Below are 17,671 nucleotides of genomic sequence, written 5' to 3'. Positions count from 1 at the left end.
GTGAAGTGAAACCATCCGTACTGGTTATTGCAACCCTCTCAGCCCTGCTCAGCGCCTGTGGCGGCGGGGAAGATAACGCACCACTGGCGATCCCGGACTACCGGGTCGATGTCGCTCTGCCGACCGCCGGTACCCTGTGCGCCGATCTGGATCAGAACTGGCAATGTGATCCTGCCGACCCTGCCGTCAGCGGCGAAGGAGCTGTGGCCCTGGTCAGCCGTTCGGCCAACATCGTCAACTCGCCCCTGCTTTTCGTACCGAGGAGCGGAGGCCTGCTACTGGCACATCCGGCCGCCAAAGGGGATCCACAACGGCTGCAACCAACCCTGCTCAGTACCCTGTGGCAGAGCCGCATTGCCGAAGGGGTGGCCGCCGATCGCGCACAGACGCAGCTGCTGGCCGATCTCGCGCCGCTGCAACCGGGCAGCGACCGCGCAGCCCTCGCAGGCCTAGGCCAGTTTGATCAGGCGCTACAGCAGGTGGCGATCAGCTTGCAGCAACAGGCCCGCACACGCCTTGCAACCGCCAAGGAGACCCAGTTGCTCACCACCAGCTATCGCGCCATCAGCCTGATGCTGGCGCAATTGGCTCAGGAGTGGCAGCGCAACGGCCAGTTTGCCGAAGAGACCCAAAGCGAGCTACTGACCCTGCTGGTACAGCAGCAGCCACGCAACCTGCTGACCGTCACCGGCGTCACCACCTTCAGCGATGGCAACGACCCGCTGCTGGAACAGGAACCCGATGACTATCCGGGACAAGATGCCAGCTGGAATCGCACTCGTCCCCAACTTGCCTATCGCAAACTCGATGATCGCGGTCAGGTGCTGCCCGACAGCGCGCCGAACTGGCAGTGCGTCAAGGATCTCAATACCGGTCTGGTGTGGGAGGTCAAATCGGACGATCCCTTGAGCCCGGCCTGGAAAAGCAGACCCTTTGCCTATGAGGATGAGCAGTTCAAGGCGACCGCAGGCGAGCAGCAAGCGGCCTACCAGCATATTCATAAGAGGATCGAACAGCTCACCGCCGAAGGAGATCTGGCGGCCCTCGCCCGGGCACAGGCGCTGACCACCATGCTGACCACCCGCGCGTATCAGCAGTGGCTCAATGGCGAGCAGCGCTGCGGCATCAGCCAGTGGCGGCTGCCCACCATGGGTGAGCTGATGTCACTGATGCACTACGGCAGCCTGGCCAAGGACCCGCTGGGTCAGCGCATCATCGTGGATACCCGTTACTTCCCGGATATCGCCTCCTCGGAAGATGACACCTACCATGGCTACTACTGGAGCGCCACCAGCAACACCGCCCAGCGCTTCTCCGGTGGCCCCATCAGCAAACGCACAGTCCTGCTCCTGGGAGAAGATGCGGGCACCACCTATCCCGCGCTGGTGCAGCAAGATACCTATATCGAACTGATGCAGGTACGACTGGTCGCCACTCCCCAATAATCCGAGGAATATCATGAGCCTTTATCGCTTTTCGTTCGCCATGCTGGCACTGCTGGCCCCCCTGGCCCACGGTGCTGCCATTTGTGATGACACCATGGATCGCACCGCCCCCTCTGCCCGTTTTCTTGACCACGGCAACGGCACCGTCACGGATCAACACACCGGCCTCACCTGGATGCGCTGCAAACTGGGGCAGACATGGAGTGGCAGCAGTTGCCTGGGGGAACCGACCGTTTACTACTGGCAGCAGGGGCTGCAAGTGGCGGAGCGGATCCGCAGTGACAGCAGTCATGCTCTCTATCACTTCGGCGGTATCAGCCAGTGGCGTCTGCCCGACATCAAGGAGCTGGCGACCCTGGTCGAGCATGCCTGCTACAAGCCCTCTCTCAATGAAGCCATTTTCCCGCGCGCCATGGCGGGGGGCGGTAAAGAGGTCAATGAGGGCTATGTCTATCTGATGAGCAGCACGGTAACCTCCGCCAATGGTCAGCGGGCGTATCTGGATATCACCTCGGGAGATATCGGTCTTCGCGCCATTGGCGCCTACCCGGATCAGGTCTTGCTGGTCGCCAATAAACCCTGACTGCCCCACGCTCGAAACCGGAACGCGATGACAGGAGAGGCTTGCGAGCCTCTCTTTTTATTGCTCTTGCCACCCCCCTATCTCACCCGCCATCACGCTCTTCTCCCGCCTGTACCCCCTGCCCGCGATACCGACCTGATCCGGCTTCGCCCGCGGCATTTACCCCTTTCAGGTGATGACGAGGAGCAGCTCTCTGCGCTTTACAGGCCTTTCTCGCCCGCCATAACCAACAAAAAAGTGCGCTTCTTAACAAAATTTAATTACCGGTTAACCGATTAATAATTAACCCGTAAAAATGACATGTAAATCAGTGCGAAAGTGTCATAATGCGTAACATTATTGTTAAGTCGCTTGATTAATTTGGTTAGGAAAAACCTCTATGTTTGCTGATATTTCTGCTCAACATTGGGCTTTTGCCATTTATGTCATCGGTGCCATCACCATCTGTCTGGTGATGATAGGCCTCGCCGCCCTGCTGGGAGGTCGTGCCTACGGCCGCACCAAGAACAAGCCATTTGAATCTGGTGTCGACTCGGTCGGCAGTGCCCGCCTGCGTTTTTCCGCCAAGTTCTATCTGGTCGCCATGTTCTTCGTCATCTTCGACGTCGAGGCGCTCTACCTGTTTGCCTGGTCTGTCTCCGTGCGGGAGAGCGGCTGGGTCGGCTTTATTGAAGCCACCATTTTCATCGGACTGCTGCTTATCGGCCTGATCTACCTCTGGCGCATCGGCGCACTGGACTGGTCACCGCGCAAACCGCCGTTGAACAACAAAAACAGTGATTGAACCACAGACCCTTTCCTTGAGGTTGCACCATGAAGTACACCCTGACCCGGATTGACCCGGATGCACCCGTTGAGCGCTACCCCCAGGAGCAGCGCCAGACCGTCGATGACCCACTGGCGCAAGAAGCGACGCGCGGCATCATGATGGGCCGCCTCGAGGAGGTGCTGCAAGACACAGTCAACTGGGGCCGCAAAAACTCCCTCTGGCCTTACAACTTCGGTATCTCCTGCTGCTACGTGGAGATGTGTACCGCCTTCACCTCCCCCCACGATGTGGCCCGCTTCGGCGCCGAAGTTATCCGTGCCTCGCCCCGTCAGGCCGACTTCATGGTGATTGCAGGGACCCCCTTCATCAAGATGGCGCCAGTCATCCAGCGCCTGTATGAACAGCTGCTCGAACCCAAGTGGGTGATCTCCATGGGGGCCTGTGCCAACTCCGGCGGCATGTATGACATCTATTCCGTGGTGCAGGGGGTGGACAAGTTCCTGCCGGTCGACGTCTACATTCCGGGTTGCCCGCCCCGTCCCGAAGCCTTTTTGCAAGCCCTGATGCTGCTGCAGGACTCCATCGGCAAAGAGCGCCGCCCCCTCTCCTGGGTGGTGGGCGATCAGGGGATCTACCGTCCCCAGATGCAGGCCGAAAAAGAGCGCAAGCGCGGCGAACGGATCAATGTGACCAACCTGCGCACGCCGGATGAGATCTGACCATGAAACTGACTCGTGATTTTCCCAGCAATTACGCCATGGCCCAGTGGCAGCCCAGCGACCACAAGGATGCCAAAGTCATTGGCGAACTGTTTGCCCACTTCGGGGTCGAGCACTTCACCGTGCAGACTACCCGTACCGGCGTGCCAGTGGTCTGGCTTCCCCGCGAACTGCTGCAGGATGTGATGGGCTTTTTGCGCAAGGTGCCCTCCCCGTTTGTGATGCTGTTTGATCTCAGCGCCACCGATGAGCGGCTGCGCAGCCATCGCGACGGTCTGCCCCAGAGCGATTTCACCGTCTTCTATCACCTCATCTCCATCGACCGTAACGCCGATGTGATGTTGAAAGTGGCGCTGACCGAAAGTGACCTGCATCTGCCCACCATCACCAACCACTTCCCCAATGCCAACTGGTATGAGCGGGAAGTGTGGGATCTGATGGGCATAACCTTCGATGGCCACCCCCATCTGACCCGCATCATGATGCCCAAGAGCTGGCAGGGTCACCCGCTGCGCAAGGATTACCCGGCGCGCGCCACCGAATTCGATCCCTTCATGCTCGATGCCGCCAAACAGGACATGGAGCAGGAGAACCTGCTGTTCAAACCGGAAGAGTGGGGGCTGGCCCGCGGCAACGAGAATGAGGACTACATGTTCCTCAACCTCGGCCCCAATCACCCCTCTGCCCACGGCGCCTTCCGCCTTGTGTTGCAGCTCGATGGCGAGGAGATCCGTAACTGTGTGCCCGATATCGGTTACCACCATCGCGGTGCCGAGAAGATGGGCGAGCGCCAGTCCTGGCACAGCTATATCCCCTATACCGACCGGGTCGAGTATCTGGGCGGGGTGATGAACAACCTCCCCTATGTGCTGGCGGTCGAGAAGCTGGCCGGCATCAAGGTGCCGCAGCGGGTCGACATGATCCGGGTGATGATGGCGGAGCTGTTCCGCATCCAGAGCCACCTCTTGTTCCTCGGAACCTATATTCAGGACGTGGGGGCCATGACCCCGGTCTTCTTCACCTTCACCGATCGGCAGAAGATCTACACCATCATCGAAGCGATCACCGGTGCCCGCATGCACCCGGCCTGGTTCCGTATCGGCGGTGTGGCCCACGACCTGCCGAAGGGATGGCAACGGCTGGTGCAGGACAACCTGCTGAGCTGGCTGCCCAAACGTCTGATGGATTACGAAAAAGCGGCGATGCGCAACAGCATTCTGCGCGGTCGAACCATAGGCGTATCTGCCTACACCACTGAGCAGGCGTTGTCCTGGGGCACCACGGGGGCCGGATTGCGCGCCACCGGCCTCAACTTCGACGTGCGCAAGTGGCGCCCCTACTCCGGTTACGATCAGTTCGACTTTGAAGTGCCAGTCGGCAGCAATGGCGATGCCTACGACAGAGCCACCGTGCGGATCGAGGAGATCCGCCAGAGCATGTCGATCATCGAGCAGTGCATGAAAAACATGCCGGAGGGCCCCTTCAAGGCGGATCACCCCCTCACCACCCCGCCGCCCAAAGAGCGCACCCTGCAGCACATCGAGACCCTGATCAACCACTTCCTGCAAGTGTCTTGGGGCCCGGTGATGCCCGCTGCCGAGTCGTTCCAGATGATTGAGGCGACCAAGGGGGTCAACAGTTACTACCTGACCAGTGACGGCTCCACCATGAGCTACCGGACCCGGATCCGCACCCCGAGCTTTGCTCACCTGCAGCAGATCCCCTCGGTGATCAAAGGCAGCATGGTGTCGGACCTCATCGTCTATCTGGGCAGTATCGATTTTGTTATGTCGGATGTGGACCGTTAAGTGATCCGCTCTCCCGGCCATGGCCGGGAATCGGGATCGCCGGACGAGCAGTAAAAGGACAAGCCACCAAAGGTCAAGTCATGAGCCAGCAATGTCAGTGTCACAATAATCAGACCCCACAGGGGCAAGGGGCATGCAGCAGCAAACGGGACGACTTCGTTCTGAGCCAGGCTGAACGCGATGCCATCGAACACGAGAAACACCACTACGAAGATCCCCGCGCCGCCAGCATCGAAGCGCTCAAGATCGTGCAGCAGGCCAGAGGCTGGGTACCCGACGGTGCCATTCACGCCATCGCGGCCGAGCTCGGCATTCCCGCCAGCGACGTGGAGGGGGTTGCCACCTTCTATAGCCAGATCTTCCGCCAGCCGGTAGGCCGTCACATCATCCGCGTCTGCGACAGCATGGTCTGCTACATCAATGGCCATGAAGATCTGCTGGCCGGTCTCAAGGAGGTGATGAACCTCGGCCCCGGTCAAACCACCCCGGATGGCCGCTTCACCCTGTTGCCGGTCTGCTGCCTTGGCAACTGCGACAAGGGGCCAGCCATCATGATCGATGACGACACCTATGGCGGCCTCGATCCGGTGACCTTGCTGAAAACCCTGGAGGCTTACCCATGAGCCTGCCGCAAAACAAGATCCTCGCCTCTCTTGGCACCGCCAATCGCACCCCGCGAGCCCCCGAGACCCACCCGCTCACCTGGCGGCTGCGGGATGACGGCCAGCCGGTGTGGCTGGAGGAGTATCAGGCCAAACAGGGCTATGAAGCCGCCCGCAAGGCGCTCGGCCAGATGAGCCCGGACGAGATTGTCAGTACCGTCAAGGATGCCGGTCTCAAGGGGCGTGGCGGCGCGGGCTTCCCCACGGGTGTGAAGTGGGGGCTGATGCCCAAAGACGAGAGCATGAACATCCGTTACCTGCTCTGCAACGCCGACGAGATGGAGCCCAACACCTGGAAAGATCGCCTGCTGATGGAGCAACTGCCCCATCTGCTGATCGAGGGGATGATCATCAGTGCTCGGGCGCTCAAGGCCTATCGCGGCTATATCTTCCTGCGCGGCGAATACGTTGATGCCGCCATCCACCTGCGCCGCGCGGTGGAAGAGGCCAAGGCCGCCGGTCTGCTGGGCAAGAACATTCTGGGCTCCGGTTTTGATTTCGAGCTGTTCGTCCACACCGGCGCCGGCCGCTACATCTGTGGTGAAGAGACGGCGTTGATCAATTCGCTGGAAGGGCGCCGTGCCAACCCGCGTGCCAAACCCCCCTTCCCCGCCGTTTCCGGCGTCTGGGGCAAACCCACCTGCGTCAACAACGTCGAAACCCTCTGCAACGTGCCTGCAATTATCGGCAACGGAGTCGCCTGGTATCACGGGCTGGCGCTGCCGGGCTCGGAAGATCACGGCACCAAGCTGATGGGCTTCTCCGGCAAGGTGAACAACCCCGGGGTCTGGGAGCTGCCCTTTGGCATCACCGCCCGCGAGCTATTTGAAAATTACGCCGGCGGGATGAAGAGCGGCTATCGCCTGAAAGCCTGGCAACCGGGCGGCGCGGGCACCGGCTTCCTGCTGCCGGAGCACCTCGATGCCCAGATGTATACCGCCGGTATCGGCAAGGTCGGCACCCGGATGGGGACTGGCCTCGCCATGGCGGTGGATGACTCCATCAGCATGGTCTCCCTGCTGCGCAACATGGAGGAGTTCTTCGCCCGCGAGTCGTGTGGCTGGTGCACGCCCTGTCGCGATGGCCTGCCCTGGAGCGTCAAGCTGCTGCGGGCACTGGAACGTGGCGAAGGGCAATCCGGCGATCTGGCGACTCTGGAACAACTCTGCGGTTTCCTTGGCCCAGGCAAGACCTTCTGCGCCCACGCACCGGGCGCCGTCGAGCCGCTGGCCAGCGCCATCAAATATTTCCGCTCCGAATTCGAGGCCGGGATCAAAGGCAGCGGTGATAACCGCAAGCCGGTCAAAGGGATCCAGCCCAATCTGCTGGGCGAGCGCTGGTAACGACACCACAGATTTCACAAAACAGGTTTCAGGGAAGTTGTATGGCAACCATTTATGTAGACGGCAAAGAGTACGAGGTAGACGGAGCAGATAACCTGCTGCAAGCCTGTCTGTCGCTGGGTCTGGACGTCCCCTATTTCTGCTGGCATCCGGCGCTGGGTAGCGTTGGCGCCTGCCGCCAGTGTGCGGTGAAACAATATCAGAATGCCGATGACAAGCGCGGCCGTCTGGTCATGTCCTGCATGACCCCGGCCACCGATGGCAGCTACATCGCCATCGAGGATGAAGAGGCTAAAGAATTTCGCAAGAGCGTGGTGGAGTGGCTGATGACCAACCACCCCCACGACTGCCCGGTGTGTGAAGAGGGCGGCGCCTGCCACCTGCAGGATATGACGGTGATGACCGGCCACAACAGCCGTCGCTACCGCTTCACCAAACGCACCCACCAGAATCAGGAGCTGGGCCCCTTCATCGGTCACGAGATGAACCGCTGCATCGCCTGCTACCGCTGCGTCCGTTACTACAAGGATTATGCCGGTGGCGAGGATCTCGGGGTCTATGGTGCCCACGACAACGTCTATTTCGGGCGGGTCGAGGATGGCACCCTGGAGAGTGAATTTTCCGGCAACCTGGTGGAGGTCTGCCCCACCGGCGTCTTCACTGACAAGACCCACTCCGAACGTTACAACCGCAAGTGGGACATGCAGTTTGCCCCCAGCATCTGCCAGCAATGCTCCGTGGGCTGCAACATCAGTCCGGGCGAGCGTTATGGCGAGCTGCGCCGGATTGAAAACCGCTTCCACGGCAGCGTCAACCACTACTTCCTCTGTGACCGTGGCCGCTTTGGCTATGGCTACGTCAATCTGGCGGACCGTCCGCGCCAACCGCTGCTCAAAGATGGCAACGACCAGCTGACCATCACGGTCGATGGCGCCCTCAACCGAGCCGCCGATGCCCTGCGCACGGCCCGCGACCTCATCGGCATCGGCTCGCCCCGCGCCTCGCTGGAGAGCAACTTTGCCCTGCGCGAGCTGGTGGGGGCAGACAACTTCTATGCAGGCGTCGAGCAGGCCGAGTGGGCCTGTCAGCTGAAGATGCTGCAGATCCTGCAACAGGGCGGCGTGCCGACTCCGAGCCTGCGGGACATGGAAGAGGCTGACGCCATTCTGGTGCTCGGCGAAGATGTCACCATGAGCGCCGCCCGTATCGCGCTGGCGCTGCGCCAAGCCGTCAAGGGCAAGGCTCGCGAGCTGGCCCGCAAGATGAAGGTCGATCTGTGGCAAGTCGCCGCCGTTCAGACACTGGGTCAGAACGAGCGCTACCCGCTGCTCATCACCAGTCTCGACACCACCCGTCTGGACGATGTAGCGGCCGACAAGCTGCACGCCCCCTATGCCGATCAGGCGCGCATTGGCTTTGCCATCGCCAACCTGCTCGACCCGAGTGCACCGGCCGTGGCCGACCTCTGCCCCGAACAGCAGGCACAAGCGGCTCGCTGGGCCGAGCTGCTCGGCAACGCCAAGAAGCCGCTCATCATTGCAGGCTCCACTGCCCGCGATGTGGCGCTGCTTGAGGCGGCCAGCAACATTGCCCGCGCCCTGAAAGGCCGAGGTCTGGATGCCAACATCGCGCTGGTTGGCCAGGAGGCCAATTCGCTGGGGCTGGCCATGCTGGGCGCTCAAACCTTGTCAGACAAGCCGCTCGAAGCCGCCCTTGCGCGTATCGAGTCAGAAGAGGGGTTGGCGCTGGTCACCCTGGAGAACGATCTCTACCGCCGCGCGCCGCGCAACCGGGTGGATGCTGCGCTGGCACGGCTGCAGCACCTGCTGATCATCGACCATCAGGCGACCCCGACCGCCAACAAGGCAGATCTGGTGCTGCCAGCGGCCAGTTTTGCCGAGGCCGATGGCACCCTGGTGAACATGGAAGGGCGCGCCCAGCGCTTCTTCCAGGTCTATGCGCCCGCCTTCTACAACGCCGATATTCAGGTGCGTGAAGGGTGGCGCTGGCTGGCAGCGCTGCAAGGGGCGATAGAACGCAAGCCGCTGCGCTGGCAGAACTTCGACCAGGTCAATCATGACTGCGCCACCAGCAATCCGCTGCTCGCTACCATGCTGGAAGCGGCGCCCAACGCAGGCTTGCGGATCCGTGGCATGCGGCTGGCCCGTGAGCCGCATCGTTACAGCGGTCGCACCTCCATGCTGGCGGATCAGAACGTCAGCGAGCCGCGGGTAGCGCAAGATCCCGACTCCCCCTTCAACTTCTCCATGGAAGGGTATGCCGGAGCCCGTCAGCCGCTACCGCAAGTACCGTTCGCCTGGGCGCCGGGCTGGAACTCTCCCTCCGCCTGGAACAAGTTCCAGGATGAAGTGGGTGGCAAACTGCGTGCTGGCGATCCGGGTCGCCGTCTGCTGGAAGCAACAGATCCGCAGGCAGAAGGCAAGGAGCTGCTCGGCTGGTTTGCGACCATCCCCGCCCCCTTCAAGGCCGCAGAAGCACTGCAAGTGGTCAATTATGCCCAGCTGTTTGGCGGTGAGGAGCTCTCCGCTCGCAGCCCGGTCATTCAGGCACGGATGAACGAACCCGAGCTGGTGCTCAATCCCCTTGATGCGCAGCGTCTGGCCCTCCACGGGGGCAGTCAGGTCTCCTTCTCCTGGGGCGGGAGCCACTGGCAACTGCGCCTGCGCCTGAGCGAGCAGCTGAGCGCCGGTCTGATGGGGCTCCCCCTTGGGGTGAACGGCCTGCCAACGGCCCTGCAACAAGCCTCAATCACTAACCTGCAGGAGGTGATCGCATGAGCGAGTCGCTGATCGATCTGTTGCTGGAGGTGGGCAAGGCACTGATCGTGCTGGTGGGGATCGTGGGGGCTGGCGCCTTCATGAGCTTCATCGAGCGTCGCCTGCTGGCCCTGTGGCAGGATCGCTACGGCCCCAACCGGGTGGGGCCGTTTGGTCTGCTCCAGCTGGCCGCCGACATGATCAAGATGTTCTTCAAGGAGGACTGGATCCCGCCGTTCGCTGATCGGCGGATCTTTATCCTGGCCCCCATCATCGCCTTCACCGCCTTTATTCTGGCGTTTGCGGTGGTGCCCATCACCCCCACCTGGGGCGTGGCGGATCTCAATGTGGGGCTGCTCTACATCCTGGCCATCGCAGGGCTGGCGGTCTATGCGGTGCTGTTCGCCGGCTGGTCGAGCAACAACAAATACTCATTGCTCGGCAGCTTGCGCGCCTCGGCTCAGACCCTCTCCTACGAGGTGTTTCTCGGGCTCTCCCTGATGGGGATTGTGATCCAGACCGGCAGTTTCAACCTGCGGGATATCGTCGAGGCACAGGCAGACTTGTGGAACGTGGTGCCCCAGATCCTGGGCTTTGTCACCTTCCTGTTTGCCGGTGTCGCCGTCACCCACCGTCACCCGTTCGATCAGCCAGAAGCCGAGCAGGAGCTCGCCGACGGCTATCACATCGAGTATGCGGGGATGAAGTGGGGTCTCTTCTTCGTGGGCGAATATATCGGCATCGTGCTGATCTCCTCGCTCATCGTGACCCTTTTCTTCGGTGGCTGGCACGGCCCCTGGCTGCCCCCCTTCATCTGGTTTGCCCTGAAGACCGCCTGTTTCATGGTGTTCTTCATCCTGCTGCGGGCCTCCCTGCCTCGCCCGCGCTTTGACCAGGTGATGTCGTTTGGCTGGAAAGTCTGCTTGCCGCTGACCCTGATCAATATGCTGGTCACCGCGGCAGTTGTACTGATAAGTACGCAGTGAGGCACTCAATATGAAAATTGTTAGCATTATTCAGGGTGTCGGCACCCAGTTACGCAGTCTGGCCATGGTCTTCTCCCATGCCTGGCGGCCCCGTGAAACCCTCAACTATCCGGAGCAGGCAGTCTATGCGGCCCCCCGCTACCGCGGTCGCATCGTGCTGACCCGTGACCCCGACGGGGACGAGCGCTGCGTGGCCTGCAACCTCTGCGCAGTTGCCTGCCCGGTCGGCTGCATCTCGCTGCAAAAATCCGAGCGGGAAGATGGTCGCTGGTATCCGGAGTTCTTTCGCATCAACTTCTCTCGCTGCATCTTCTGCGGCCTGTGTGAAGAGGCTTGCCCCACTACCGCCATCCAGCTGACACCGGATTTCGAGATGGGTGAGTATCGCCGCCAGGATCTGGTGTACGAGAAGGAGGATCTGCTGATCAGCGGGCCCGGCAAATACCCGGACTACAACTTCTATCGCATGAGCGGGATGGCTATCGACGGCAAGCCGAAAGGGGATGCCGAAAACGAAGCCAAGCCCATCGATGTCAAGAGCCTGCTGCCCTGAGGAGTCAATCATGGAACTGGCATTTTATGCCTCGGCCCTGGTGGCCATTTACAGCACGCTGCGGGTGATCAGCACCAGCAATCCCATGCATGCGCTGCTCAATCTCATCATCTCCCTCATCGCCGTGGCCATGATCTTCTTCTGCCTGGGTGCCGCTTTTGCGGGCGCCCTGCAGGTGATCGTCTACGCCGGCGCCATCATGGTGCTGTTCGTGTTCGTGGTGATGATGCTGAACCTGGGGAGTGCCCAGGCGCAGGAGAAAAAGTGGCTCACCCCCATGACTTGGGGGGGCCCAGCCCTGCTCTCGCTGATCCTGCTGGGCTTTCTGGCCCACGGCATTCTCGGGGTGACCGGGGGCCTGATCGGAGTGACCGAGGTGACCGCCAAGCAGGTGGGTGTCGAGCTCTTTGGCCCCTATGTGCTGGCGGTGGAGCTTGCCTCCATCCTGCTGCTGGCGGGTCTGGTAACCGCCTATCACCTGGGTCGGGAAGAGAAGAGCGGTGAAGTGCTCTCCGTCCCCCGCACAGCATCCCGCTCTGCACAAGAAGGAGGTCAGCAATGAATGGAATCCCCATGGAGCACGGCCTCCTGCTGGCCGCGGTGCTGTTCTGCATCGGCTTGTGCGGTCTGCTGATCCGCCGCAACCTGCTCTATATCCTGATGAGTATCGAGATCATGATGAATGCCTCGGCACTGGCGTTTGTGGTGGCGGGTAGCCGCTGGGCCCAGGCCGATGGCCAGATCATGTATATCCTGGTGATTTCTCTGGCGGCAGCGGAAGCCAGTATCGGCCTTGCCCTGTTACTGCTGCTCTATCGTCGTTACCACACCCTGAACGTGGACACTGTGAGCGAGATGCGCGGATGAGCCTCTTATATCTGACTTTTCTATTTCCGCTGCTGGGATGGCTGGTGCTGGCCTTCTCCCTCGGCCGGTTTGGCGAGCGTACCTCGGCGCTGATCGGGGTTGGCTCCATTGGCCTGTCGGCCCTCACTACCCTGTGGGTGGGCATCGACTTTCTGGGCAACCCGCCCGAGGGGGGCGTCTATGTCCAGCGCCTGTGGCAATGGATGGCGGTGGGCAACTTTACCCCGAGCTTCTCGCTAGCACTGGATGGCCTGTCGCTGACCATGCTGGGGGTGGTGACCGGGGTGGGTTTCTTCATCCACCTGTTCGCCTCCTGGTATATGCGCGGGGAAGAGGGTTACTCCCGCTTCTTCACCTACACCAACCTCTTTATCGCCAGCATGCTGTTTCTGGTACTGGCCGATGACCTGCTGTTTGTCTACCTCGGCTGGGAAGGGGTGGGGCTGTGCAGCTATCTGCTGATCGGCTTCTACTACAAGGATCCCAACAACGGCGCGGCGGCCCTCAAGGCATTTGTCGTGACCCGGGTGGGTGATGTCTTCCTCGCCATCGGCCTGTTTATCCTTTATCGGGAACTGGGCACTCTCAATATTCACGAGCTGCTGGTGCGCGCACCGACCCTGTTTGCCGAGGGCTCCCCTGCCCTGTCGCTGGCCTGCCTGATGCTCCTGGGCGGTGCGGTCGGCAAATCGGCCCAACTGCCGCTGCAAACCTGGCTGGCGGATGCGATGGCGGGCCCGACCCCGGTCTCGGCGCTGATCCACGCGGCCACCATGGTGACTGCTGGTGTCTACCTGATTGCTCGTACCCACGGCCTGTTCCTGCTGGCGCCGGAGATCCTCCATCTGGTCGGGCTGGTTGGCGCCATCACGCTAGTGCTGGCAGGCTTTGCCGCGCTGGTTCAGACCGATATCAAGCGGATCCTCGCCTACTCCACCATGAGCCAGATTGGCTACATGTTCCTGGCACTGGGTGTCGGCGCATGGGAAGGGGCCATCTTCCACCTGATGACCCACGCCTTCTTCAAGGCGCTGCTGTTCCTCTCCGCCGGTGCCGTTATCGTTGCCTGCCACCATGAGCAGAACATCTTCAAGATGGGTGGGCTGCGCAAGAGTCTGCCGCTGGTCTATGCCTGCTTCCTGGTGGGTGGCTCGGCGCTGGCGGCGTTGCCGCTGGTCACTTCCGGTTTCTACAGTAAGGACGCCATCCTGTGGCAAGTAGAAGCCTCTGGCCAAAGCGCGCTGCTGTGGGCAGGTCTGGTAGGGGCATTCCTCACCTCGCTCTACACCTTCCGGCTGATCTTTATCGCCTTCCATGGCCAAGAGCAGACCAAAGCCCATGCGGGCCACGGTCTGGCTCACCATCTGCCGCTGCTGGTATTGCTGGTGCTCTCCACCGGCATAGGCGCGCTGATCACCCCGCCACTGGCAGGTGTACTACCCGCAGGCCCGGGGGACCATATCGAAGAGGGTCGCCATGCGCTGGAGATCACCTCCGGCATCATTGCCATTGCTGGCATCGCGCTGGCCGCGTTTCTGTTCCTTGGTGAGCGCCGTCTGGCCACCTCCATTGCCAACAGCGCGCCGGGCCGCCTGCTCAGCACCCTCTGGTTCAACGCTTGGGGCTTTGACTGGCTCTATGACCAGCTGTGGGTCAAACCCTATCTGCTGGCGACCCGTCTGGTCGGGCAGGATCCGCTGGACTGGATGATGGGCCTGCCCGCCTGGCTTGCCCTGCGTGGCAACCAGCTGCTGGCCTGGACCGTGACCGGCAAGTTGCGCTGGTATGCCGCCTCCATGGGGATCGGCGCCGTGCTGGTGCTGGCGCTGTTGCTGCTGGGGTAACGCGATGAACAACCGGACAATCATACAGCCAGGCTGTTTGCTCTCCCTGATGGAACAGGGAGCGCAATCTCATATGAACTTGAACGAGAGCTGATACCGTGACCTTACTCTGGATCTTGCTAATTCCTTTTATCGGCGGCTTGCTCTGCTGGCAGATGGAGCGTCTCGGCGGGCAGTTTGTCCGTTGGGTTGCCCTGCTCTCCATGAGCGCCAGCCTGCTGCTCTCCTGTGCCATCTGGCTAAGTGGTGATTTCTCCCTTGCCACGACCGGCCTCGACAGCGCGGGCGTCTCTGGTGCTGCCTCCGCCTGGGCCGCCGAGTGGCGCCTGCCGTGGATCCCCCGCTTCGGCATCTCTTTGCATCTGGCTGTGGATGGCCTGTCGCTCTTGATGGTGATCCTCACCTGCTTTATCGGGGTACTGGCCATTCTCTGTTCGTGGAAAGAGATCGTGCAGCGCATCGGCTTCTTCCACCTCAACCTGCTCTGGATCCTGGGCGGCGTGCTCGGGGTCTTTATGGCGCTGGACCTGTTCCTCTTCTTCTTCTTCTGGGAGATGATGCTGGTCCCCATGTACTTCCTGATTGCGCTCTGGGGCCATTCGGTCACTGACGGCAAATCACGGATCAACGCCGCAACCAAGTTCTTCATCTACACCCAGGTGAGCGGCCTTATCATGCTGGTGGCCATCATCGGGCTGGTGCTGACCCACCAGCATGCCACCGGAGTCTTCACCTTCAACTATCTGGAGCTGCTCAATACCCCGATGAGCAAGGGCGTTCAGTGGCTGCTGATGCTGGGCTTCTTTATCGCCTTCGCGGTCAAGATGCCACTGGTGCCGCTGCACGGCTGGCTGCCGGATGCCCACAGTCAGGCGCCGACCGCAGGTTCGGTGGATCTCGCCGGTATTTTGCTCAAAACCGCCGCCTACGGTCTGCTGCGCTTTGCCTTGCCGCTGTTCCCCGAGGCGTCCGCAGAATTTGCTCCCTACGCCATGGTGCTTGGCCTGATCGGTATCGTCTACGGTGCCATCGTGGCCTTTGCCCAGACCGACATCAAACGGCTGGTAGCCTACACCAGCATCTCCCACATGGGTTTTGTGATGATCGCTATCTACTCGGGTAGCGAGCTGGCCCTGCAGGGCGCGGTGGTGCAGATGATCGCCCACGGCCTCTCGGCTGCCGGCCTCTTTATCCTCTGCGGTCAGCTCTACGAGCGGTTGCACACCCGGGATCTGCGCCAGATGGGCGGCCTGTGGGGACGCCTACGCTATCTGCCCGGCGTGATGCTCTTCTTCTCGGTAGCGTCGCTCGGCATGCCGGGCACCGGCAACTTTGTCGGCGAGTTCCTGATCCTGGTCGGCAGCTTCCAGGTTGCCCCTGTCATCACGGCGGTCGCCACCTTCGGTCTGGTACTGGCCTCGGTCTACTCTCTCATCATGTTGCAGCGTGCCTGCTTTGGCCCCGCCAAGGATGAGAGCATGCTCAAGGGGCTGGATCGCCGCGAGCTGACCATGATGATGGTGATCGCGGGCCTGCTGGTTCTGCTTGGCCTCTATCCCCAACCCGTGATTGACACCGCCAGCAGCAGCCTTATCAACGTGCTGCACTGGTATCTGCTGCCGACTGCTGGAGCCCTGCAATGACTTTCTCCGCTTCCCAACTGCTGGCACTGCTTCCCCTGCTGTTGACCACCGGGGCCATGGCGGCCCTGATGCTGGCCATCGCCTGGCGCCGCTGTGTCACTACCGCCTTTACCGTGACCATTGTTGGCCTCAACCTTGCTCTGTTCTCGCTGCCCATCGTGATGGCACAAGGGGATCAGGGGGTCACCCCGCTGCTGCAAGTGGACAGTTACGCCGTCTTCTACATGGGTCTCGTACTGATCGGCGCCCTGGCCACCTGCACCTTCGGTCAATCGTGGCTGAAAGCCTACCCGGACAACCGGGAGGAGTTCTTCCTGCTGCTGCTGATCGCCACCGCCGGTGGTCTAGTGCTGGCCTGCTCCCGTCACCTCGCCTCTCTCTTTATCGGGATCGAGATGCTGACCCTGCCGATGTTCGGTCTGGTGGGTTACGCCTACCGCGAGCGCCACTCGCTGGAAGCCGCGGTGAAATACATGGTGCTCTCTGCCGCCGCCACCGCCTTCCTGTTGTTTGGCATGGCGCTGCTCTATGCGCAGGCAGGCAGCCTGAGCTTTGCAGCCCTGGGGCAGACCCTGGCCGAGAGCCCGGCTCACCATCCGCTGCTGATGGGCGGTTTGGGGTTAATGCTGGTCGGCTTTGCCTTTAAACTCTCCCTGGCCCCCTTCCACCTCTGGACCCCGGATGTCTACGAAGGTGCCCCGGCACCGGTCGCCACCTTCCTCGCCACCGTCAGCAAGGTGGCGGTCTTTGCCGTGCTGCTGCGTTTCTATCTGGCGGTACCGGCGGCGAGCGATCCCATGATCCACTGGCTGCTGGCAGCCATGGCGGTCATCTCCATCCTGGTCGGCAACCTGCTGGCCCTGGTGCAGACCAACATCAAGCGGATGCTGGGTTACTCCTCCATCTCCCACTTCGGCTACCTGCTGGCGGTGATCGTGGCGAGCCGATTCGGCCAGATGCCGGTGGAAGCAGCCGGGGTCTACCTGCTGATGTATCTGTTCACCAGCCTGGGTGCCTTTGGGGTGGTGAGCATGATGTCGAGCCCCTATCGCGGCAAGGATGCCGACTCCCTGCACAGCTATCGTGGTCTGTTCTGGAAGCGCCCCTATCTGACTGCCGTACTGACGGTGATGATGTTGTCACTCGCGGGCATCCCGATGACCCTCGGCTTTATCGGCAAGTTCTACCTCATCGGCGTCACCGTCGAGGCGCAGCTCTGGTGGCTATCCGGTGCCATCGTGCTCGGCAGCGCACTGGGTCTCTACTACTACCTCAAGGTGATGGTGACCCTCTATCTGCGCGAACCGGGTATGCAGCAGCGGGATGCCAGCGCAGACTGGGCTCTCTCCTCCGGTGGTGTGGTAGTGCTGCTCTCTGCCGTGCTGGTGGTGTTGCTGGGGCTCTATCCCCAGCCGGTCATCAGCCTGGTACAAGGGTTCCAGCACGTGGTATTGCAGTAACCTTTACCGTCGCTACCCCTCATTACCCGCAAAACCGGCAGCCTTGGCTGCCGGTTTTCTATTTGCGGACCGACAGCATCGCGCACTCCGCGAGCCAGCAAATGACAGATCAATCAGCGAGGGTGATGCCCATCATGGTTTTTGCCATACAACCAGAACCGGGCGAGATCCTCATACCCTCTTGAATTCCTTATTGATATATTGGTTATATT

Annotated in this window: 15 protein-coding genes; all 15 read left to right on the top strand. The window is 61.3% G+C overall.

Annotation, left to right across the window (positions count from 1 at the left end; all coding sequences use genetic code 11):
• Window positions 1-5 precede the first annotated feature (5 nt).
• The gene (locus AB5Y84_RS14555; RefSeq protein WP_368177232.1) at window positions 6-1,445 is read left to right on the top strand and encodes a DUF1566 domain-containing protein; all 1,440 of its coding nucleotides are present in this window, start codon (window positions 6-8) and stop codon (window positions 1,443-1,445) included.
• A gap of 13 nt (window positions 1,446-1,458) precedes the next feature.
• Window positions 1,459-2,028, top strand: a complete 570-nt coding sequence (locus AB5Y84_RS14550) for a DUF1566 domain-containing protein (RefSeq protein ID WP_021231425.1) — start codon at window positions 1,459-1,461, stop codon at window positions 2,026-2,028.
• Window positions 2,029-2,407: 379 nt separating this feature from the next.
• Window positions 2,408-2,812, top strand: a complete 405-nt coding sequence (locus tag AB5Y84_RS14545; RefSeq protein ID WP_150998911.1) for an NADH-quinone oxidoreductase subunit A — start codon at window positions 2,408-2,410, stop codon at window positions 2,810-2,812.
• A gap of 29 nt (window positions 2,813-2,841) precedes the next feature.
• Window positions 2,842-3,516 (top strand): NADH-quinone oxidoreductase subunit B family protein, encoded by a 675-nt coding sequence (locus tag AB5Y84_RS14540; protein ID WP_005344917.1) that lies wholly within the window; start codon window positions 2,842-2,844, stop codon window positions 3,514-3,516.
• A gap of 2 nt (window positions 3,517-3,518) precedes the next feature.
• Complete coding sequence (gene nuoC, locus AB5Y84_RS14535) at window positions 3,519-5,324, top strand: NADH-quinone oxidoreductase subunit C/D (RefSeq protein ID WP_368177231.1); 1,806 nt, start codon at window positions 3,519-3,521, stop codon at window positions 5,322-5,324.
• Between the two features lie 80 nt (window positions 5,325-5,404).
• The gene (gene nuoE / locus AB5Y84_RS14530; RefSeq protein WP_108539962.1) at window positions 5,405-5,947 is read left to right on the top strand and encodes an NADH-quinone oxidoreductase subunit NuoE; all 543 of its coding nucleotides are present in this window, start codon (window positions 5,405-5,407) and stop codon (window positions 5,945-5,947) included.
• Window positions 5,944-7,329 carry an NADH-quinone oxidoreductase subunit NuoF gene (nuoF, locus tag AB5Y84_RS14525; protein WP_139463864.1) on the top strand — a complete coding sequence of 462 codons (1,386 nt, stop codon included), beginning with the start codon at window positions 5,944-5,946 and terminating at the stop codon, window positions 7,327-7,329. Before nuoE ends, nuoF begins: the two co-directional genes overlap by 4 nt.
• A 41-nt stretch (window positions 7,330-7,370) precedes the next feature.
• Complete coding sequence (gene nuoG, locus AB5Y84_RS14520) at window positions 7,371-10,127, top strand: NADH-quinone oxidoreductase subunit NuoG (protein WP_368177230.1); 2,757 nt, start codon at window positions 7,371-7,373, stop codon at window positions 10,125-10,127.
• Window positions 10,124-11,092, top strand: a complete 969-nt coding sequence (nuoH, locus tag AB5Y84_RS14515; RefSeq protein WP_005337244.1) for an NADH-quinone oxidoreductase subunit NuoH — start codon at window positions 10,124-10,126, stop codon at window positions 11,090-11,092. Before nuoG ends, nuoH begins: the two co-directional genes overlap by 4 nt.
• Before the next feature lie 10 nt (window positions 11,093-11,102).
• Window positions 11,103-11,645 carry an NADH-quinone oxidoreductase subunit NuoI gene (gene nuoI, locus AB5Y84_RS14510; protein ID WP_005337245.1) on the top strand — a complete coding sequence of 181 codons (543 nt, stop codon included), beginning with the start codon at window positions 11,103-11,105 and terminating at the stop codon, window positions 11,643-11,645.
• 10 nt (window positions 11,646-11,655) lie between these two features.
• Complete coding sequence (nuoJ, locus tag AB5Y84_RS14505) at window positions 11,656-12,207, top strand: NADH-quinone oxidoreductase subunit J (protein ID WP_005359828.1); 552 nt, start codon at window positions 11,656-11,658, stop codon at window positions 12,205-12,207.
• Window positions 12,204-12,512: an NADH-quinone oxidoreductase subunit NuoK gene (gene nuoK, locus AB5Y84_RS14500; RefSeq protein WP_005337247.1), complete on the top strand. Its 309-nt coding sequence runs from the start codon at window positions 12,204-12,206 to the stop codon at window positions 12,510-12,512. Before nuoJ ends, nuoK begins: the two co-directional genes overlap by 4 nt.
• Entirely contained in the window at window positions 12,509-14,356 is a 1,848-nt protein-coding gene (gene nuoL / locus AB5Y84_RS14495; protein WP_368177229.1) for an NADH-quinone oxidoreductase subunit L, read from the top strand. Before nuoK ends, nuoL begins: the two co-directional genes overlap by 4 nt.
• A 98-nt stretch (window positions 14,357-14,454) precedes the next feature.
• Complete coding sequence (gene nuoM / locus AB5Y84_RS14490; protein WP_005337249.1) at window positions 14,455-15,999, top strand: NADH-quinone oxidoreductase subunit M; 1,545 nt, start codon at window positions 14,455-14,457, stop codon at window positions 15,997-15,999.
• Window positions 15,996-17,459 carry an NADH-quinone oxidoreductase subunit NuoN gene (nuoN, locus tag AB5Y84_RS14485; RefSeq protein WP_139743581.1) on the top strand — a complete coding sequence of 488 codons (1,464 nt, stop codon included), beginning with the start codon at window positions 15,996-15,998 and terminating at the stop codon, window positions 17,457-17,459. The genes nuoM and nuoN overlap by 4 nt, the downstream gene beginning before the upstream one ends.
• Window positions 17,460-17,671 lie beyond the last annotated feature (212 nt).

Origin of the sequence: Aeromonas sp. s11 (assembly GCF_040907945.1) — a bacterium.
Lineage (GTDB): Bacteria > Pseudomonadota > Gammaproteobacteria > Enterobacterales > Aeromonadaceae > Aeromonas > Aeromonas veronii.
This window is presented reverse-complemented; position numbering and strand designations above follow the sequence as displayed.